Origin of the sequence: Pseudarthrobacter sp. 1G09 (genome assembly GCF_050038305.1) — a bacterium.
Taxonomy (GTDB): Bacteria; Actinomycetota; Actinomycetes; order Actinomycetales; family Micrococcaceae; genus Arthrobacter; species Arthrobacter equi.
Window position 1 is genome coordinate 1,370,418 of the sequence record NZ_CP188306.1, and the last position, 18,228, is coordinate 1,388,645.

Consider the following 18,228-nt stretch of genomic DNA (forward strand, 5'->3'; position numbering starts at 1 on the left):
GCCGTCGTTGTTCCCCCTATGTGCGCCCGTTCGATTCACCAAGGACAGGGCGCAGCCGCTCCGAGCAAAGGACACCCCTTGACCCAACGCACCATCGTGATCACCGGCGCCAGCGACGGCATCGGCGCAGCAGCCGCCCGGACCCTGGCGAAGGGAGGCGACCGGGTGGTGGTCGTGGGGCGTTCCGCCGAGAAGACCCGTGCGCTGGCCAAGGAGATCGACGCCGACTACTTCGTCACCGACTTCGCAGACCTCGCACAGGTCCGCACCCTCGCGGCGCAGCTGAAGTCCGACTACCCCCGCATCGACGTCCTGGCCAACAACGCCGGCGGCATCATGGGCAAGCGCACCCTGACCGTGGACGGCAACGAAGCCACGTTCCAGGTCAACCACCTGGCGCCCTTCCTGCTTACCACCCTGCTGATGGACACCCTGGCGGCCAGCGACGCCAAGGTCATCAACACCTCCAGCGCCGCCAACGGCTTCGGCAAGCTGGACCTCTTCGACCTCGCCGCCGAGCACAGCTACTCCGTAAACCGCGCCTACGGCACCGGCAAGCTCGCCAACATCCTCTTCACGTCCGAGCTGCACCGCCGCTTCCACGAGCGCGGAATTACGACGGCGGCCTTCCACCCCGGCGTGGTCCGCACCAACTTCGCGGCGGATTCGGCAAGTCCATGGCGGCACGCGTACAAAACCATCCTGAACCGCTTCATGCTCACCCCGGACCAGGGCGCCGACACCATGCTGTGGCTCATCAACGGCACCGCCGGCACCGACTGGATCTCCGGCGCCTACTACGCCAAGCGTGCCCTGGCCAAGGCCAACAAGCAGGCCTACGACGCCGTCCTGGCCCGCGAACTCTGGGACAGGAGCGAAGAGCTGGTCAAACCCGCCTAAACCTTGTTTCGGCGGTGCTCAGTGTTGCCGGGCCAGTGCCTCGCCGATCACCTTTGCGCCCTGCGGATACGCGGCCGGGTTCGGGCCGGAGTAGTTGAGCCGCACGAACGGGCCGGCAGGTTCCGCCGGGAACCAGTCCGTTCCGGCGGCAATGATCACCCCGTTGTCCTCGCAGTCGCGCGTGAGCCGGGGCAGGTCCGTGCCGTCGGGCATCCGAAGCCAGAGGTTCAGCCCGCCCTTGGGCAGCAGCTCAATATGGGCGTCCGGCACGTGCTCCCGGATGCTGGTGACCAGCAGGTCCCGGCGGGACTGCAGCTGCTGGCGCAGGCTGCGCAGGTGGGTCTGCCAGCCCGGCTGCGTCACCACGTCCAACGCCGCGGCCTGCAGCAGCCCGCTGACGTACATCGACTCCGCCGCCCGGTGCGCCAGGATCCGTTCCCGGGCCGGTCCCCGCGCAACAACAGCGGCGATCCGGACCGACGTGGACACGCTCTTGGTCAGCGACCGGATGTAGATGACATGGCCGGAATCGTCCTGTGTCGCCAGCGGCACCGGGGTTGAGGTGATGCCGAAGTCATGGGCCCAGTCGTCCTCGATGACGAACGCCCCATGAGTGCGCACCACATCCAGGACCTCGCCGCCGCGGCCCGGTGCCCACTGTGCGCCGCTGGGGTTGGCGTAGTTGGGCTGGGCGTAAAACGCTCGCGCCCCGGTTTCCACGAACGCCCTGGCCAGTTCCACCGGGTCCGGCCCGTCCGGCCCGCTGGGTACCGGCACCACCCGCACGCCTGTCTGGGCAGCAGCCAGGATGGCACCCCAGTACGTGGGCGACTCCATCAGCAGCGGCTGTCCGGCCCCCACCAGCGCCCGGAAGATCGAGCTCAGCCCGCTCTGGCTTCCCGGCAGCACGATCACATCGCTCGGCGTGGGGGGAGTGATGCCCACCGGCGTCGCCGCCCCGAGCTCCTGGGCGAACCACTGCTGCAGCTCCGGCATTCCGGCGGCCGGTGGGCGGGAGAGTGCGGCGTCACCACGTGCTGCCCTGGCCAGCGCGGCACGCACCAGCCGTTCGGGCAGCAGTTCACGGTCCGGGTAGCCAGAGTGGAACCAGATGGCGTCGTTGGGCGCCGTGCGCATGGTGGACGACGACGGCAGTGCGGCCGATGGCGACCCCAGCGCCGCGGTCTGCCAGCCGTAGTCCGCGGGGCGCGCCGTGCGAACCGCCCGCACGAAGGTTCCCACGCCGGGCCGGCTTTCGATCAGTCCCTGTGCCGTCAACGCCTGCAACGCCTTTTGCACCGTCACCGGGCTGGCCTGATGTTCGGCCACCAGCGAGCGCGTGGACGGCAGTTTCGCCCCGGGCGCTGCGGCGGTGATCCACGTTCTGAGTGCCAGGACGATCTGCGAACTGCTATCGTTGTTCATGAGTCAACATAGTAGCGCTACTGTCCTGCCGGAGCCAGTGATACTGCCAGCCCGGCACAGCGGAACCGCCCCGAACAGGACGTCCACCGGCCTCTGGTGGGGTCTCCTTGGCGTAGCTGCCTTCTCCTTCACGGTCCCGTTGACCCGGATGGCCGTGGCAGGCCTGTCCCCGCTGTTCATCGGGTCCGGCCGTGCCGTCGTCGCCGGAGTCCTCGCAGCCGCAGCCCTGGCACTCACGCGGCAGCGGCTTCCGCAACCGCGCACCTGGCCGAGGCTGGCGCTGGTGGCCGGGGGCGTCGTCGTCGGCTTCCCATTGCTGACGTCCTACGCGCTCACCGCCGTTCCGGCCGGGCACGGTGCCGTGGTGATCGCCCTCCTTCCCGCCGCCACAGCTACGGCCGCCATCCTGCGGACCCGGGAGCGTCCCCGTCCGGCCTTCTGGGCAGTCATGGCGCTCGGCACGCTGGCCGCCCTCGCCTTCGCATTCCTGCAATCGGGCGGGATCGGCCACCTGCACTGGGCGGACCTCCTGCTGCTCGGCGCCGTGGTGTGCGCCGCCGTGGGGTACGCCGAGGGCGGCCTGCTGGCCCGCGAACTGGGCTCCTGGCAGACCATTGCCTGGGCGCTGGTCCTCGCGTTCCCGCCCATGCTGGCACTGGCCGTGTTCGACCTCGCCAGCCAGCCGCCGTCGGCCACGCCCGTCCAATGGGCAGCCTTCGCCTACCTTGCCGTGGTCAGCATGTTCCTCGGCTTCTTCGCCTGGTACCGCGGCCTGGCCATCGGGCCGATGGCGCAGGTCAGCCAGATCCAGCTCCTGCAGCCCGTGCTGAGCATCTGCTGGGCGGCGCTCCTGCTGGGCGAAGCCGTCACCCGGACCACCGTGATTGGCGGCCTGGCCGTTATCCTCTGCGCCGGCGCCGCCGTCCGCGTCCGGCTCAAACCAACCGCCTGACCCGCCTCCCACCAACCGAAAGGACATCCCCATGTACATTCCCGCCCACTTCGCCGCCGGCCCCGACGCCGTCCGGCACCTGCTCGCCACCCCCGGCGCTGCCAACCTCATCACCATGACCGACGGCGGCCTGCTGGCCACGCTGCTGCCCTTTGTCTACGAGCCGGACGTGGGGGAGCACGGTGCCCTGCACGCGCACGTCGCCCGGAACAACCCGCAGGCCTCCGCGGCTGTTGCCGGTGAGGCGCTGGCGATCATCCAGGGCCCCGACGCCTACATTTCGCCGTCCTGGTACGCGTCCAAAGCCGAGCACGGCCGCGTGGTGCCCACCTGGAACTACAGCACCGCGCACGTGTACGGCCAGCTGGTTGTCCATGACGACGCCGGCTGGCTGGCGCGGCACGTCCGCCGCCTGACGGACCGGCATGAGGGGGAACGTGAGCATCCGTGGAGCGTCGGGGACGCTCCCGAAAAGTTCATTGCCGGGCAGCTGCGCGCCATCGTGGGCATCGAGCTGCTGATCACCCGGATCGAGGCGAAGGAGAAGCTGAGCCAGAACCGGTCCGCCGCCGACGCCGCGGGCGTGGTGGCAGGACTGCGGTCCGGCGGCCAGGAAGCCAGCGCGGCCGCCGTCGAACGCGTCCTCGCCCAGCGGACGCCGGAAAACTAGCGGGCACGCTCCAGCAGGACCATTACTTCGTAGTGGGTGGTCTGCGGGAACATGTCCAGGACCCGTGCCCGCCGTGCCGTGAAGGAGGGGAGGGCGGCCAGATCGCGGGCCAGGGACTGGGCATTGCAGCTGGAGTACACCACGTGCCGGACATCGGAGGATTCCAGCCAGCCGCACAGCTCCTTGCCGATGCCCCGGCGCGGCGGGTTCACGATCACCAGCTCCGGTGCCTGCCGTGCCGCCAGGGCGAACGCGGTGGCGTCCCCGGCCTCGAATTCCATGCCCTGCAGCCCTGCTTCGTCGCTGCTGAGCCGGGCCGAGACGATGGCCTCGCTGCTGGTTTCGATGCCGGTCACCGTGCGGGACGGATCGGCCACGTGCAGGGCGAACCCGCCCACGCCGCAGTACAGGTCCCACACTGACGCCGGCGCCAGTTCGCTGACCCATTCGCGCCCCTGCCGGTACAGCGCCGCGGCCATCCCGCTGTTGGTCTGGAAGAAGCTCTGGGGGCGGAGGTGCAGGTTGATGTTGTTGACCCGCATGTTCAGCGTGGACTGCTCCGTCAGCAGGATCTCCCGGTCGCCCTCCAGCACCGCCTTGTGCTCGGGATGCAGGTTGATGGACACCACCTTCACCTGGGGCAGGGCCGCCAGCAGGTCCGGGAGGTGCTTCCGGATGCGCGGCACCAGCTGCTCCGAACGGAGCACCAGGCGCAGCATGATCTCGCCGTCCGGGGACTCGGTGACGATCAGGTGCTTGAGTTCGCCGCTCCGGTTGGGCACGTCGTAGGGCGTCAGGCGGTGGGTGCGGATGAAGCTGGCCACCACAGGGAACACGGCGCGGAGGCCGGGGGAGCAGACGCCGCATTTGCGCAGGTCGATGCCGTGGCCGTCGGCGTCAAGGATGCCGATGGTGGGGTTCTGGGCCGTCCCGCTGACCACCATTTTGGCCTTGTTGCGAAACGCTGATTCCTGGCTGGCCGCGGGCTCCAGCCACTCCAGCGACGTGTGGCCGGAGAGGAGAGCCTGGCAGTGGGCCTGCTTGCCGGCCAACTGTTCCGCGTAGGGCGTGCCTATCAGGGTGCAGGAGCGGCAGCGGGAGGCATCAAAGTAGGAACAGCGCATGGCCCTCCAATTTTACCTGCTGCCGTTGGGGACGCCCGACGCCGGCACCTGGGGGAGTGCCGCCGTCGCCCGTTTCCTGGGGCTGCGGCGGCGCCCGTCCCGGGGCGCAGTGGGGTCGCTTCCGGGCCAGAGTCGGGTGTGTAACAGCGTGCAATATAAGCAAGCCGTCATGCCTTTAATGATCGTAAATTCGGCAACCGTGCTACTTTCGGCTCTGTCGGCGTTCACTTCTTCGACCCCACCGGGTCCCTGTGAAGCGCATCTGCGAAGCACGCCAGCCCGCGGAGCACCCACCACCGCCGCCACCACCTGCACCGATCACCCGCACTGGAGAAACCCGTGGAACCCTCATTGCCTACGCTCGACACCAGGCCGGACCCGGCGCAGCCGGTCACCTCCGGACTCCGCCGCTCCATGGGGCCGCGGCACCTGGTGATGATCGCCATGGGCGGCGTCATCGGCTCGGGCCTGTTCCTCAGCTCCGGCTACACCATTTCCCAGGCAGGCCCGCTGGGTGCGGTGATCGCGTACCTCGTGGGGGCGTTCGTGGTGTACCTGGTGATGGCCTGCCTGGGCGAACTGGCCATCGCCTACCCTGTGTCCGGGGCGTTCCATATCTACGCCGCCCGCTCCATCGGACCCGCCACCGGCTTTGCCACCGCCTGGCTCTACTGGCTCTGCTGGGCCGTAGCCATCGGCTCCGAGTTCACGGCGTCCGGCCTGCTCATGCAGCGGTGGTTTCCGGACGTGGAGGTGTGGGTCTGGTGCCTGGTGTTCGCTGCCATCCTCTTCGGGTTCAACGCGGTGTCCGCCCGGTTCTTTGGGGAGTCCGAGTTCTGGTTCGCCATCATCAAGGTGGCCGCCATCATCGGACTCATCGTCCTGGGCGGCGCGGCCCTGTTCGGCTTCCGTCCGCTGGGCGGCGGCGGTGACGGGCACCCGTTCCTGTTCGAAAACTTCGCCACCGAGTCCGGCCTGTTCCCCAACGGCTTCACCGGCGTCCTCGTCACCGTGCTTGCCGTCTTCTACGCCTTCTCCGGCTCCGAACTGATCGGCGTTGCCGCCGGCGAAACCAAGGACCCGGCCACGGCCATCCCCAAGGCCATGCGCACCACCGTCATCCGCCTGCTCATCTTCTTCGTCGGCGCCATCGCCGTCATCGCCGCCACCATCCCGTACACCGAAGTGGGTCTGGACGAGAGCCCCTTCGTCACCGTCTTCTCCGCCATCGGCATCCCGTTCGCGGCCGACATCATGAACTTCGTCATCATCACCGCGCTCCTGTCCGCCGGCAACAGCGGCCTGTTCTCCTGCGCCCGCATGCTCTACTCGCTCGCGGACGAAGGCCATGCACCGCGCGCCCTCAAGCAACTGACCCGCCGCGGCATCCCCCTGGCCGCACTCTCCCTGAGCATGGTGGGCGGCCTGGCGTCCCTGATCAGCAGCGTGGTGGCACCCGAGACCGTTTACCTCGTCCTGGTGTCCGTGGCCGGCTTCGCGGTGGTGGGCGTCTGGATGTCCATCACGGCCTCGCACTTCTTCCACCGCCGCGCCTTCATCCGGGGCGGCGGCGATATCTCCACCCTCGCCTACAAGGCACCGCTGTTCCCGCTGGTCCCCATCCTGGCGTTCACCCTGTGCGTCGTTTCGCTGGTCGGCATCGCCCTGGATCCTGCCCAGGCACCGGCCCTGTACTTCGGTGTTCCGTTCGTGGCCGCCTGCTACCTCTACTTCCACCTTCGGCACGGCCGCAAGCCGGTTCAGGCGCGGCGCTAAGCCGGGCACGGACAACGCCGGTTGTGCGGCGGGTGCGGCGGGCACCTTCGCCGGCGGGCGCCGTCGTCGTCCACGGCCTGGGTGCCGTAGACGCCTGCGGTGACCGTGGGGTGGCTATGCCGGGCGTCGCGCCGCAAGGCCGTGGAAGAATGGGGCGCGTGACTGGCGGGAGGGGCAGGGAAAGCGTGGATTCATCCGCTGAGGCGTCGTCCATGGCGCAGGGGCTCCGGATTGTCCGGCTGGTGGTGGACCGGGAAAAGTCCGGGCGGCCACTCCTGGGTGTATCCCAGCTCGCCGCTGCGTTGTCGATGGACCAGAGCAGGGTTTCGCGGCTGGCGCAGGAACTCTGCGACCTTGGACTGCTTGAGCGCCCGGAGCGTGGACCGTTCCGGGCCGGGCCGGAATACTTCAGCCTGGCCGCGGCACTCAATACCGGCTGGGTGCTGGCCGCCAGGACCGAACTCGAATCCCTGGTCTCCGTGCCGGGCCTGCGTGCCAGGCTCTCTGTCCGCGAAGGCTACCGGGCCATCCTGCTCCGGAACTCCAGCAACGACTCCATACCCGGCAGCTTCGTCCAACCAGGCATGGTCAGCCCGGTGTGGTGCACGGGCGCCGGCCGGGCCCTGCTGTGGGATCTGGACCGGCTGGCCCTGGAGGGGCTGCTGCAGGACGTGAACTTCATTGGCATCGGCGGGCCCGGCGCGGCGCACACCATCGACGGTGTCTGGCGGCTCATGGTCCGGGACCGCCAGGCCGGGGTGGTTGCCGCCGTCGAGGAATTCGAGCACGACGTTGTTGAGCTGGCTGTGCCCGTGCGGGACGGGTCAGGAGAAGTGCGGGCCTCGCTGAGCGTGCTCGGCGGTCCCGGTCTGGCGGAGCGGCATGACGCGGTGGCCGCCCTGGCCGCCGCCGCGGAAAGGCTTGGCGCTGCGGCTGTGTCCCGTTAGTCCCGCGGCCGGTGCCCCAATCCCGCTTCGAGCCACCGCCCCTGCCGGAGCAGCGCTGCGGCGCAGGCCTCCTGGCGGGGTTCCAGCCGGTCCCTGATCCCCACGATCTGCAGGGCTGCCACCACCTCGCCCTTGAAATCGCGGACCGGGACGGCCAGGGAGTAGAGCCCCGGTTCCGCTTCCTGGTCCACCACCGAGTAGCCCCGGCGGCGCGCAGCCTCCAGCCTGGCCAGGAAGTCTTCCACGCTGTCCGGAGTGTTGGGCCCGTGCCGGACAAAGTCCACGCCCGCGAAGACGGTGCGGACCTCCTCGTCGGAGGCCTCCCAGAGCACCGCCTGCCCGGCGTCACTGCAGTACGCGGGGTAGGGCCGGCCCAGCCACGAGCCCACCAGGTTGCTGCTGGCCGGAACACTTTCGCCGATGGTCACGGTACTGTTCCCGTGCAGGATGCCAAGGAAGCAGGCTTCATCAGTTTCGCCGGCCAGGGTGTCCAGGGCCACGGCGCCGTCAGATTCCAGCCGGCGGGCCGTCAGCTGCTGGGCGTCGGTGAAGACCTCCAGGTCCAGCGCATACGTGCGATGGACGGTGCGGGCCAGGAAGCCCTCCTGCTCCGCGCTGCGCAAGTACCGTGAGACCTGGCTGCGGTCCTTGCCCAGGCCGGTGGCGATCTCGGCCACGGTCCCGCCCGGATGTTCAGATGCGTGGCGGGATCCCACAGCCAGCAGGGCCATGATTCCGCGGCCCATGCTGGAGGATTTCGACATGGCTCCGAGTGTAGTTGTGGTGCGGTTCCGGCGGGTTCACGCGGGCGTAATACCCGGCATGGGCATATTTGGATGCGTATAGTGACCAACATGCCTGCCATCCCCACGCTGTCCGCCCTGCTCGACGCCGGGGAATCCCTGACCTCCGACGGTGCACTGGCCACGGAACTTGAGGTGCGCGGCTGCAACCTGGACGATCCACTGTGGTCGGCCAAGGTCCTGCTGGAACAGCCGGGCCTGATCCGGGACGTGCACCGGGACTACTTCGCGGCGGGTGCCAGGATCGCCACCACCGCGAGCTACCAGGCAACACCGCAGGGATTCGCGGGCCGTGGAATGACGGAGCAGGAGGCGCTGGAGCTCGTGGCCCAGTCCGTGCGGCTGGCCGACGAAGCGCGGCGTGACCACCTGGCCCACAACCCGGAGGCCGGGCCCCTGTTCATCGCGGGATCCGTGGGGCCCTACGGCGCCTACCTCGCCGACGGCTCGGAGTATCGCGGCGACTACGCCCTGACACCCGCGGAATTCAAGACCTTCCACCGTCCCCGCCTCGAAGCCCTGGCCGCGGCCGGTGCGGACGTCCTGGCCTGCGAAACCCTGCCCTCCTTTGCTGAAGCCCAGGCCCTGGCGGAACTGACCCGGGACCTCGGCGTCGAATCCTGGTTCTCCTTCTCCCTCCGCGACGCCGGGCACATCAGCGACGGCACGCCCCTGGCCGCCGTCGCCGAACTGCTGGACGCGGAGTCCCACGTGGCCGCCGTCGGGGTTAACTGCGTACCGCTGGCGCTGGTGGCCCCCGCGCTCACGGCCCTCCGCGGCGGCACCAACAAACCGCTGGCGGCCTACCCGAATTCCGGGGAGACCTACGACGCGGGCACCAAAACCTGGGACGCAGCACCCGCAGCCGCCACGGCCCCGGCAGCGCTTGCCGACGGCGTCCCCGCCTGGCAGGCCCTCGGGGCCCGGATCATCGGCGGCTGCTGCAGGACCACGCCGGCCGACATCTCCGCCGTCGCGGGGCACATCCACCGCTAAAGCAGGGGGCCAGAGCGCCATGGCGCGGCGTGTCCGTGTCAATGTGCCCCCGGGCGGCGGCCTCCCTTGGGGTCAGGAGGCCCGGAGCCCAAGAGCGCGGCGAGCCTAGTCACCCCGGAGCCCGTAGGTGCTGAGCACGTTGCCCTTGCTGGTGCGCTTTTCATCCAGCAGGACCAGCCGGGTGAGGGGATCGTCGTCTTCGAACAGCCGCCTGCCGCTGCCGGCAATCACGGGGTGGGTCATGAGCTGCAGCGAATCCAGCAGACCCGCAAACAGCAGCTGCCGGGTCACGGAGATGCTGCCGCACACGGCAATCTCACCGCCGTCACTCTCCTTGAGCTTCGCCACGAACTCCTGCAGCGGTGCGTCCATCAGCCGGGAGTTCTGCCACTCCAGCGGCTCGCTCAGCGTCCTGGACGCCACAAACTTCTCCACCGGGTTGATGAACGCGGCGAAGTCCTGGTCCGCGGACGCGTTGGGCCAGTAGGACGCCCACTCCTCGTAGCTCTTCCGGCCCAGCACCACCGTGTCCACGGTGTTCATCATGGTGGTGAGCCCCTCGCCGAGCTCAGCGTCGAAGCTGTCGAACTGGAACTTAAACGGATCCGAAACCACTCCGTCAATGGAGTGGAACAGTCCGGCCGTAACTTTGCGCATGCGGGTCCTCCCGGGGTGATTGGGTCAAGGATCAACCTATGCGCCGGGCGGTTCCGGCGGAAGACCAACAGCGCCAAGGCACGTCGGATTGCCGCCAAAAACGGGGACGACGGCGACACTCCAGTTACGTTCATCACTCGCCGTGGCGTCTTGCCGTGATTCGGCGGAAACGGGCCCCATACTTAGGGTGATGCGGCCACTTTCCGCAGCCCCGGCCAGGCAAGGAGGAAGTGCATTGGAAACCCTGAAGAAGATTGTGCGGAACCAGTACTTTCCCGCCGGAGCAGTCCTCGCGGCGGTCATCCTCTTCTGGCTCGTGGCGATCCTTGGCGGGCTGTCCCTCCTGCACAACAACCAGCCGCCGCTGACCACCCTCACCTGGTTGCTCTTCGTGTACACCGCTGCGGTGCTCACTCCGCTGGCGGGCCTGCTGGCCGCCGTGGACCTCATCCGCCGCTGGCGCCGCAACCGCGCCGCCATGGCAAACCCCGCTGATGCGTTCGTCCCGGCTGAAAACGCCGTGAATGCAGATGGCGTCATCGAGTACGCCGTCGACGAGGAAACCCTTGACGAGGAATCAGCCGGACAGGCCAACGTTGCCCCGGCCGCCCAGGCAGCTGCCAGGGAATCCGGTGCCTCGGAACCGGCTGCGGGGTCATCCGCCCATGACCCTGCACCGTATGATCACGCCCAGTCCACCGCACCCGAAGCGCGTGAGCAGCAGGGCCGGCCGTCCACTCCGCCGCGCCCGTCGGGCCAGCCCCTCGGCTCGGGAAAGAAGCCCAAGCAGCCCGGCGGCAGGCAGGCCGCCTAGCAGCCGGAAGGCCCGGCGTCGTACCTGTTCCGCAGCTGCCAGCTAGCGTTGGTGCAGCGCGCCCAGCACTTCTTCGGCCCGGCGCAGCGCGTGCCCCAAGCGCGAGGCGGGCTCGGGCAGCGAGAACAGGTAGCCCTGCAGCGAATCGCAGTCGAGTGCCGTGAGGTAGTCCGCCTGTGAGGCGGTCTCGATTCCCTCCGCGGTGACGGTCAGGCCCAGGCTGTGCGCCATGTTGATCATGGAGCTCAGGATGGGCAGGCGTTCGCTGCCGGTCCGCACCATGGACACAAAGGTCTTGTCGATCTTCACGGAGTCCACCGGCAGGTCCTGCAACCGCCCCAGCGAGGAATAGCCCGTGCCGAAGTCGTCCAGGGCAACCCGGGCGCCCGCATCCCGCAGCGTGCTGAGCTGCCTGATCAGGTCGCAATCGGCGTCGAAGAACACGCTTTCGGTGACTTCCAGCACCAGCTGGCGGGCGGCCACGCCGTTGGTCTCCGCCAGGCCCAGAACCTTTGCGGCGAAGTCGTGTTCCTGCAACTGCACGCCGGACACGTTCACCGCCAGCGACCGTACCGGGTCCTCACCCAGCCAGTCCGCCAGCTGCGCCATGGCCTGTGCCATCACCTCCAGGCCGATGTCCCGGATCAGTCCGGTGCGTTCGGCCAGTGGGATGAAGTCCGACGGCGGCACCCGCCCGGCGCCGCGGTCCCACCGTGCGAGGGCCTCGAACTGGACCACCTGCCCGCTGCGGTGCGACACGATCGGCTGGAAATCCACTGAGATTTCCCCGCCCTGCAGGGCGAACTGCAGGCCGTTTTCCAGGTCCGTCCGTTGCACCAGGGCAGCCATCATGTCCGGATGGAACCGCAGGAAACGGTTCTTCCCGGCGGCCTTCGCCGCATACATGGCGATGTCCGCCCGGCGCAGCAGCTCCGACGGGCCCACCTCGTCCCGCCCCCGCGATGCCACTCCCAGGCTCAGGCTGGGGCGGAGCGCGCGGCCGCTGATGGTGACGGGGACGTGCAGGCAGCGGACAATGCACGCTGCGATATCGTCCACGTTGGGGCAGGCGGTCAGGAGCACCACGAACTCGTCGCCGCCCAGCCGTGCCACCACATCCGCGGTAGGGACGCAGCCGCGGAGCCTGCGGGCCACTTCGATCAGCATGTCGTCCCCGGCCTGGTGGCCCAGGAGATCATTGACCTCCTTGAAATCGTCCAGGTCCAGGAGCAGCACATCAACGGACTTGAGCCGGGGCTCCTGCAGCGACCCGGCCAGGGCGTCATTGAACACGGCCCGGTTGGCCAGGCCGGTCAGCGGGTCCTGGAAAGCCATGACGCGCAGCTTTTCCGCCTGCTCCGCCAGGTCCAGCATCGCCTGGTGCGCTTGTTCCTGGGCCCTGCGGCGGGGAGTGACATCCCGGAAGCTCCACACCCGCCCCACCACGTCCTCGCCCACCTTGTGGGGACGCGAATACCGTTCGAAGGTGCGGCCATCCTTGAAGTCCACAACATCGTGGCTCTCGGCGGTGGCGTTGCCCTGGACTTCCAGGAGCCTGGCCAGGAACGCGCCTGGGTTCGTGAGCTGGCTGTTGATGCGCTCCATCACCGGGTCCGCGCTTTCGCCTTCCATGAGTTTGCGGGGAATGCCCCACATAGTGAGGAACTGATCGTTGTATCCCGCCACGGTGCCGTTGGAGCCCATCACCACGATGCCGTCCGCGGTGGACTCCAGAGTGGACGTCAGCAGGGACATCGCCTGGCGAAGGTCCGCATTCGTGGCCTGCCGGTGCGAAGTACCCCGGACCGAGAGGAGGACCTGTGCCCTGGCCGGGGCGCCGTCGTCGGGCGCGGTGTCCGTGGCATCGCCGGCACCGGCCGATGCTTTCCCGGGCAGCTGCCCTGGCCCGGCGGGGAAGAGGGACCCGGCCACTTCGGCTGAGAAGCTGCTGCCGTCGGCGTGGACCCAGGCCACTTCCCGCGGGTGCACGGCGGAGCGGGCCAGGATCTGGCGGAAGAGCCTGTCCACCTCGGAGTGGGAGCGGTCCGCCAGGAGTGTCCGGTAATCCAGGCCCGTGAGGAACCTGCGGTCCAGCCCGAAGAGCCTGGTTGCTGCCTCATTGGCCAGGGTGATGGTGCCATCCGCCGCGAGGGCCAGGAAGGCATCCGGGCTGGCGTCAAGCATCGCCTCGAACGTCCGGACTGCCATTGTGCTTTCGTGGCTGGATTCAGCCATACCACCACCCCCTCGCACATCATAAGGTGCGAACTGCCGGGAATGGGGGCCAGCTTCACTACGGATTGGGCACGAATACCGGTTCCGGGTCGGAACGCAGAAACGCCGCCCCGCTGCCGGGACGGCGTTTCTGCGCTAATGGATAGAGAGGCTGCTAGGCCCGGTGTCCGCTGCGGTTCATGACTGCGCCGTAGATCAGCAGGACCACAATGGATCCGAGGATGGCCAGCAGCCAGGTGCGGATATCGAAGAACTCGGCCAAGCCGCCACCGAAGATCAGGGACCCGATCCAGCCGCCAAGGATAGCGCCGACTACGCCGAGGACCATGGTCACCACCCAGCCGCCGCCCTGACGGCCTGGCAGGATGGCCTTTGCAATGGCGCCCGCAATCAGGCCCAAGATGAGAAATCCGAGAATGCCCATGCTGTCACTCCTTATTAGTAAGTTGTGCCGTGCCCCCATCTCCGGTTCCCTAATTCAATCAGCGTGCTTACTTCTCTGCAAGGCTTTCAATATCACAGGATGACTATCAGTTTTCCCGGTAAACACCTGCCTGAGCAGCCCCCTTGGCTCGGCGGGGCGCGGTATTCCATGCCTTCGATAGGATGGATTGTCCCGCTCAGCACATCCTTAGGAGCCCGGCATGTCCAGCCAGCAAACAGACCGCCCGCGCGCCATTTTCCTCGACATTGACGGGACATACGCGGACCACGGCCTGGCCCCGGCAGCCCATGTGGAAGCCGTGCAGGAAGTGCGGCGCCGCGGCCACCTGGTGTTCGTCTGCACCGGGCGTCCGCTGTCCATGGTGCCGGCCCACATCCTGGGGGCAGGGTTCGACGGCGTGATCACCGGCGCGGGTGCCCGGGTGGAAATGAACGGGGAAGTGCTCAAGGACACCCGGTTCGAACCCGACGTGGCCGCCCTCATCGTGGACACCCTGGACGCCCACGACGTCGCCTACATCCTGGAGGCTCCCGAAGCCTTGCTCGGCCGCACCGGAGTAGGCGAACGGCTCCGGCGGGTCCTGACCCCCGTCTTTGCCGGCCGTTCCCGGCACGACGGCGTCCTCAGCACCGACGTGGATCCCGTGGAGGACATCCTGGGGCCGGTCCAGTACAGCGACGACCTTCGCGGCGCGTCCTTCGCCAAGATTTCCTGCTTTGATTCCCCGGTACCGCTGACCCGCCTCATGGCTGGCCTCGGCCCGCAGGTGGGGCTCATCCCCAGTTCGCTGTCCGCCCTCGGCGATTCCGCCGGCGAGATCTTCATGGCCGGCACCCACAAGGCGGTGGGCATCCGGGTGGTGGAGGAACGCCTGGGCCTGCACCGGGAGGACATTGTGGCCATCGGCGACAGCGCCAACGACATCGAAATGCTTGAGTACGCCGGGGTGGGCATCGCGGTGGAGGACGGCCATCCCGGCGTGCTCGCCGTCGCCGACCGGCTCACACCCGGCCCGGCCGGCAATGGCGTGGCGCTCGCCTTCGCCGGCCTGGGCCTCCTGGACTGATACGTCCACTGGCCGGACCCCGGGCTACGCCGACGCCGGGACAGTGGCGTCGGTAGGACAAAAGGCGCCGCTGTCCGCGGACGTGCCAAGGCCGCGCACCACCCAGCCCTCAGCCTGCCAGGCCCCGGCGTCCAGTGCGTTGCGCGCATCCAGCAGCACCCGCCGTCGTACCAGGCTGCCTGCGACGGCCGGGGACAGCCGGCGGTACTCATCCCACTCGGTGAGGAGCAGTACCAGTTCTGCCCTTTCCAGGGCCAGCGTTACCTTGGCCTCGAACCGCAGCCGGGGGTAGCGCCGCCACGCGTTGTTCACGGCCTTGGGGTCGGTGACGGTCACGTGTGCTCCGGCCGCGGCGAGACGGTCTGCCACATCCAGGGCGGGGGAGTCGCGGATATCGTCCGTGTCCGGTTTGAAGGAGGCGCCCAGCACGGTGATGGTCCGGCCGGCCACGGTACCGCCGCAGAGCTCCGCCGCCAGGTCCACCGTCCGCTGCCGCTGGCCAAGGTTGACCGAGTCCACCAGCTGCATCCAGTCCGCCACGGCATCTACGCCGTGACCTGTGGCCTGCGCCCGGAAACTGCGGATGTCCTTGGGCAGGCAGCCGCCGCCGAAGCCCAGCCCGGCATGCAGGTACCGGTTGCCGATCCTCGGATCCAGTCCCATGGCCTCGCTGAGTTCCGCCACGTCCGCGCCGGACGCATCGCACAGCTCCGACACCGCGTTGATGAAGCTGATCTTGGTGGCCAGGTACGCGTTGGCCGCGGACTTGATGAGTTCCGCCGTGGCGCAGCTGCAGACCTGCCGTGGAATGCCCGCGCGCAGCAGCGGCTCGTAGACCGCATCCAGGGCTGCCGTCACCCCTGCCGGAGCGCCCGTGGACCGGTTGAACGCAGCGGCCTTGCCGCCGTCCACGCCGTACACCAGGCGGTCCGGCACCAGCGAGTCCTTGACTGCCGTGCCCTGGCGGAGGAACTCCGGGTTCCAGCCCAGCAGGACGTCGGGACGCCGGCCCAGCACCCCGCGCAGCATGTCCACAGTGCCCACCGGCACCGTGGATTTACCCACGACGACGGCGCCCGCGGCCAGGTGCGGCAGCAGGGCCCGGGTGGCGGAGACGAGGTAGGACAGGTCGGCGGCGTCGGAGGCCTTGTCCTGCGGGGTGCCCACGCACAGGAAGTGCACTTGGGCGCCGGCGGCATCCGCGATGTCGGTGGAGAACCGGAGCCGTCCGGTGGCGCTGCCGTCCTGCAGCAGCTCGTCCAGGCCCGGTTCGTGGAAGGGGGCTGCACCGCGGGCCAGCTGTTCCACTTTCGCGTGGTCCACGTCGATGCCCACTACTGTGTGGCCCATCGAAGCCAGCGTGGCCGCATGCACGGCGCCCAGATAGCCGCAGCCGATCACCGAAATTTTCATAGAGCAGCTCCTTTGGCTTTGTACGAACCGGACAGGACCGGCTGTTCGGCAATGACATCGGTGTAGTGGCTGATCAGTTCGGAGCACAGGGCCGGCCACGTGCGGGCCTGTACCGAGGCGTGCGCCGCGGCGGCGAACGCACGGCGCTTGGCGTCGTCGCCGATCAGGTCCAGGACGTGGCCGCGCATGGCCGGCAGGTCACCGGGCTCATAGAGCCAGCCGGTCCGGGAGTTCTCCACCAGGTCCAGCGGTCCTCCGCGTCCCGTGGCCACTACCGGCACCCCCGATGCCATGGCTTCCTGGATGGTCTGGCAGAAGGTTTCGAACTCGCCCGGATGGACGAAGAGGTCGAACGACGCCACCGCGCGGGCCAGGTCATCGCCGCCCAGGAACCCGGTAAAGACGGCTCCCGGGAGGGCTTCCTGCAGGGCCGCGCGCTGCGGTCCGTCACCCACCACCACCAGGGTGGTGCCCGGCATTCCAGCCAGGGCGGCGAGGTCCTCCACCTGTTTTTCCACGGCCAGCCTGCCCACGTAGCCGATGATCCGGTGGCCCGCCGGTGCCACCGAGGCCCGCCACCTGTCGTCGCGCTTGTCCGGCGAAAACCTGGCCGTGTCCACCCCGCGGCGCCACATCCGCACCCGGGGAATGCCGCGTCCGCGCAACTGGTTCAGTGCGAACGTGGAGGGCACCAGGGTCCGGGAGGCGAGCAGGTGGATGTTCTCCACTCGGTTCCAGGCCCAGTTCTCCAGGAAGGGGACGCCGTAGCGGGCCGCGTAGCCGGGAACCTCCGTCTGGTAGACCGCAACGGTGGGGATGCCAAGCTGGGCCGCCGCCTGGGCTGCCCGCCAGCCGAGGACGAACGGCGAGGCCAGGTGTACGACGTCCGGTGCGTAGTCGGCAAGGATTCGCTTGACCCGGTACACACCGCCCATCGCCACCCGGACGTTCGCGTATCCCGCAAGCGGGACTGCCGGAAGCCGGTGGATCTCCGCGCCCTTGACGTGGTTCTCCGCACCGCCGTCGTGCGTTGACGGCGCAATGACCAGGACCTCGTCGCCCCGCTCCTGCAGATGGTCCAGCACCCGCAGGATGGAGTGCGTTACCCCGTTCATCAGTGGCAGGAATGATTCAGCAACAATTGCGATCCTCACCCCTCCACGGTGGGTGCCGGCCCTGACGCGGCGGGGATGAAGGCATGGCCCGGAGGGAAAGGTTCGGTGAACAGCCGGGAGTGCGGCATCACGGGTCTTTTGCAAAAATTAATAAGCAGACTTCCCATTTGATGCTAAGCATGCTTACTGTAGTGGAGCAGTCAGCGCAGTGCCTCAAGCAACGGGGCGGGAGCCGAAGGCCCGGGGGAATCCCGTGCCGGAAAATCCGCAGCTGGCGCATGCCTAGTGCAACGATCATCCAAGGAGAAGTCATGCTCAACCGGGAGAACATTGAGACCCTGCTCCACAAGGGCGGCAACGTCATCGGAGCCGACGGCGACAAGATCGGTTCGATTGGCCAGCTCTACGCAGACGACGACACGGGTGAGCCCACCTGGGTCACAGTCAAGACGGGCCTCTTCGGTACGTCCCAGTCCTTCATCCCTGTCGAGGGCGCGCGCAGCCAGGACGACGACCTGGTGGTCCCGTACACCAAGGACCATGTGAAGGACGCCCCGCGCGTCGACGTCGACGGCCACCTCACCCCCGAGGAAGAGGACCGGCTGTACACGCACTACGACCGTGGGGCCACCACGTACTCAGAGTCGCAGGACAATACGCGCAACGACGTAGACCTGCAGGGCGACGCCGACCTGAACGCCGGCACGCCCACCGCCGGTGTCACGGGCGGAGGTGACGCCAGCCGTGAACGGGACTACGACGCCGGCCGGGGCCGGCTGCGGAAGTACGCCACCACCGTCCCCGGGCACCGCGAGGAAGTCCGCACGGAGCACATCGACGCGGACGGCCTGGACGGCGACCGACGCCTTGGGGACGACAACCGCCTCTGA

At 68.4% G+C, this 18,228-nt stretch carries 17 protein-coding genes; 9 read left to right on the forward strand and 8 right to left on the reverse strand.

The features are described from left to right. Window positions 1–78 precede the first annotated feature (78 nt). Entirely contained in the window at window positions 79–900 is an 822-nt protein-coding gene (locus tag ACP3TD_RS06430; protein WP_426766225.1) for an SDR family NAD(P)-dependent oxidoreductase, read from the forward strand. Between the two features lie 18 nt (window positions 901–918). On the opposite strand, the gene ACP3TD_RS06435 is transcribed toward ACP3TD_RS06430, so the two are convergent. Then, on the reverse strand, window positions 919–2,325 hold the full coding sequence (locus tag ACP3TD_RS06435; protein WP_426766227.1) for a PLP-dependent aminotransferase family protein: 1,407 nt from the start codon (window positions 2,323–2,325) through the stop codon (window positions 919–921). Between ACP3TD_RS06435 and ACP3TD_RS06440 the strand changes: the two genes are divergently transcribed. Continuing rightward, window positions 2,324–3,277 (forward strand): DMT family transporter, encoded by a 954-nt coding sequence (locus tag ACP3TD_RS06440; RefSeq protein ID WP_426766228.1) that lies wholly within the window; start codon window positions 2,324–2,326, stop codon window positions 3,275–3,277. The genes ACP3TD_RS06435 and ACP3TD_RS06440 overlap by 2 nt on opposite strands. A 31-nt stretch (window positions 3,278–3,308) precedes the next feature. Further along, a complete protein-coding gene (locus tag ACP3TD_RS06445; protein WP_426766230.1) occupies window positions 3,309–3,947 on the forward strand; it encodes an FMN-binding negative transcriptional regulator in 639 nt (212 codons plus the stop codon). Here the strand turns inward: ACP3TD_RS06445 and rlmC are convergent. Further along, entirely contained in the window at window positions 3,944–5,071 is a 1,128-nt protein-coding gene (gene rlmC, locus ACP3TD_RS06450) for a 23S rRNA (uracil(747)-C(5))-methyltransferase RlmC (RefSeq protein ID WP_426766232.1), read from the reverse strand. The genes ACP3TD_RS06445 and rlmC overlap by 4 nt on opposite strands. 339 nt (window positions 5,072–5,410) lie before the next feature. Between rlmC and ACP3TD_RS06455 the strand changes: the two genes are divergently transcribed. Together ACP3TD_RS06455 and ACP3TD_RS06460 are read left to right on the forward strand one after the other, a co-directional pair. Beyond that, window positions 5,411–6,847: an amino acid permease gene (locus ACP3TD_RS06455; RefSeq protein ID WP_426766234.1), complete on the forward strand. Its 1,437-nt coding sequence runs from the start codon at window positions 5,411–5,413 to the stop codon at window positions 6,845–6,847. Between the two features lie 185 nt (window positions 6,848–7,032). Continuing rightward, window positions 7,033–7,794, forward strand: coding sequence for an IclR family transcriptional regulator (locus tag ACP3TD_RS06460; RefSeq protein ID WP_426767141.1), 762 nt, complete (start codon window positions 7,033–7,035; stop codon window positions 7,792–7,794). Here ACP3TD_RS06460 and ACP3TD_RS06465 read toward each other — a convergent pair. Then, entirely contained in the window at window positions 7,791–8,558 is a 768-nt protein-coding gene (locus ACP3TD_RS06465) for an IclR family transcriptional regulator (RefSeq protein WP_426766235.1), read from the reverse strand. The two genes, ACP3TD_RS06460 and ACP3TD_RS06465, sit on opposite strands and share 4 nt — an antisense overlap. Window positions 8,559–8,648: 90 nt before the next feature. Between ACP3TD_RS06465 and mmuM the strand changes: the two genes are divergently transcribed. Next, a complete protein-coding gene (mmuM, locus tag ACP3TD_RS06470) occupies window positions 8,649–9,593 on the forward strand; it encodes a homocysteine S-methyltransferase (protein WP_426766236.1) in 945 nt (314 codons plus the stop codon). Between the two features lie 105 nt (window positions 9,594–9,698). Here mmuM and ACP3TD_RS06475 read toward each other — a convergent pair whose 3' ends face one another. After that, window positions 9,699–10,250: a dihydrofolate reductase family protein gene (locus tag ACP3TD_RS06475; protein WP_426766237.1), complete on the reverse strand. Its 552-nt coding sequence runs from the start codon at window positions 10,248–10,250 to the stop codon at window positions 9,699–9,701. Window positions 10,251–10,485: 235 nt separating this feature from the next. Between ACP3TD_RS06475 and ACP3TD_RS06480 the strand changes: the two genes are divergently transcribed. Continuing rightward, the gene (locus ACP3TD_RS06480; protein WP_426766239.1) at window positions 10,486–11,064 is read left to right on the forward strand and encodes a hypothetical protein; all 579 of its coding nucleotides are present in this window, start codon (window positions 10,486–10,488) and stop codon (window positions 11,062–11,064) included. 42 nt (window positions 11,065–11,106) lie between these two features. On the opposite strand, the gene ACP3TD_RS06485 is transcribed toward ACP3TD_RS06480, so the two are convergent. Further along, window positions 11,107–13,299, reverse strand: coding sequence for an EAL domain-containing protein (locus tag ACP3TD_RS06485; protein WP_426766241.1), 2,193 nt, complete (start codon window positions 13,297–13,299; stop codon window positions 11,107–11,109). A gap of 154 nt (window positions 13,300–13,453) precedes the next feature. Beyond that, a complete protein-coding gene (locus tag ACP3TD_RS06490) occupies window positions 13,454–13,723 on the reverse strand; it encodes a GlsB/YeaQ/YmgE family stress response membrane protein (protein WP_015936364.1) in 270 nt (89 codons plus the stop codon). Between the two features lie 220 nt (window positions 13,724–13,943). Between ACP3TD_RS06490 and ACP3TD_RS06495 the strand changes: the two genes are divergently transcribed. Continuing rightward, window positions 13,944–14,810: an HAD hydrolase family protein gene (locus tag ACP3TD_RS06495; protein WP_426766242.1), complete on the forward strand. Its 867-nt coding sequence runs from the start codon at window positions 13,944–13,946 to the stop codon at window positions 14,808–14,810. A 24-nt stretch (window positions 14,811–14,834) separates the two neighbouring features. Here the strand turns inward: ACP3TD_RS06495 and ACP3TD_RS06500 are convergent, their stop codons facing one another. Both ACP3TD_RS06500 and ACP3TD_RS06505 read right to left on the reverse strand, forming a co-directional pair. Then, the gene (locus tag ACP3TD_RS06500; protein WP_426766244.1) at window positions 14,835–16,223 is read right to left on the reverse strand and encodes a UDP-glucose dehydrogenase family protein; all 1,389 of its coding nucleotides are present in this window, start codon (window positions 16,221–16,223) and stop codon (window positions 14,835–14,837) included. Continuing rightward, complete coding sequence (locus ACP3TD_RS06505) at window positions 16,220–17,377, reverse strand: glycosyltransferase family 4 protein (RefSeq protein WP_426766245.1); 1,158 nt, start codon at window positions 17,375–17,377, stop codon at window positions 16,220–16,222. Before ACP3TD_RS06505 ends, ACP3TD_RS06500 begins: the two co-directional genes overlap by 4 nt. 272 nt (window positions 17,378–17,649) lie before the next feature. On the opposite strand from ACP3TD_RS06505, the gene ACP3TD_RS06510 reads away from it, so the two are divergent. After that, a complete protein-coding gene (locus ACP3TD_RS06510; RefSeq protein WP_426766247.1) occupies window positions 17,650–18,228 on the forward strand; it encodes a PRC-barrel domain-containing protein in 579 nt (192 codons plus the stop codon).

What these genes read in the sequence shown, in the direction of transcription:
- ACP3TD_RS06485 (WP_426766241.1), bottom strand. Translation starts at nt 13,299, where the DNA reads ATGGCTGAATCCAGCCACGAAAGCACAATGGCAGTCCGGACGTTCGAG.
- ACP3TD_RS06440 (WP_426766228.1), top strand. Translation starts at nt 2,324, where the DNA reads ATGAGTCAACATAGTAGCGCTACTGTCCTGCCGGAGCCAGTGATACTG.
- ACP3TD_RS06475 (WP_426766237.1), bottom strand. Translation starts at nt 10,250, where the DNA reads ATGCGCAAAGTTACGGCCGGACTGTTCCACTCCATTGACGGAGTGGTT.
- ACP3TD_RS06435 (WP_426766227.1), bottom strand. Translation starts at nt 2,325, where the DNA reads ATGAACAACGATAGCAGTTCGCAGATCGTCCTGGCACTCAGAACGTGG.
- ACP3TD_RS06465 (WP_426766235.1), bottom strand. Translation starts at nt 8,558, where the DNA reads ATGTCGAAATCCTCCAGCATGGGCCGCGGAATCATGGCCCTGCTGGCT.
- rlmC (WP_426766232.1), bottom strand. Translation starts at nt 5,071, where the DNA reads ATGCGCTGTTCCTACTTTGATGCCTCCCGCTGCCGCTCCTGCACCCTG.
- ACP3TD_RS06445 (WP_426766230.1), top strand. Translation starts at nt 3,309, where the DNA reads ATGTACATTCCCGCCCACTTCGCCGCCGGCCCCGACGCCGTCCGGCAC.
- ACP3TD_RS06500 (WP_426766244.1), bottom strand. Translation starts at nt 16,223, where the DNA reads ATGAAAATTTCGGTGATCGGCTGCGGCTATCTGGGCGCCGTGCATGCG.
- ACP3TD_RS06495 (WP_426766242.1), top strand. Translation starts at nt 13,944, where the DNA reads ATGTCCAGCCAGCAAACAGACCGCCCGCGCGCCATTTTCCTCGACATT.
- mmuM (WP_426766236.1), top strand. Translation starts at nt 8,649, where the DNA reads ATGCCTGCCATCCCCACGCTGTCCGCCCTGCTCGACGCCGGGGAATCC.
- ACP3TD_RS06510 (WP_426766247.1), top strand. Translation starts at nt 17,650, where the DNA reads ATGCTCAACCGGGAGAACATTGAGACCCTGCTCCACAAGGGCGGCAAC.
- ACP3TD_RS06490 (WP_015936364.1), bottom strand. Translation starts at nt 13,723, where the DNA reads ATGGGCATTCTCGGATTTCTCATCTTGGGCCTGATTGCGGGCGCCATT.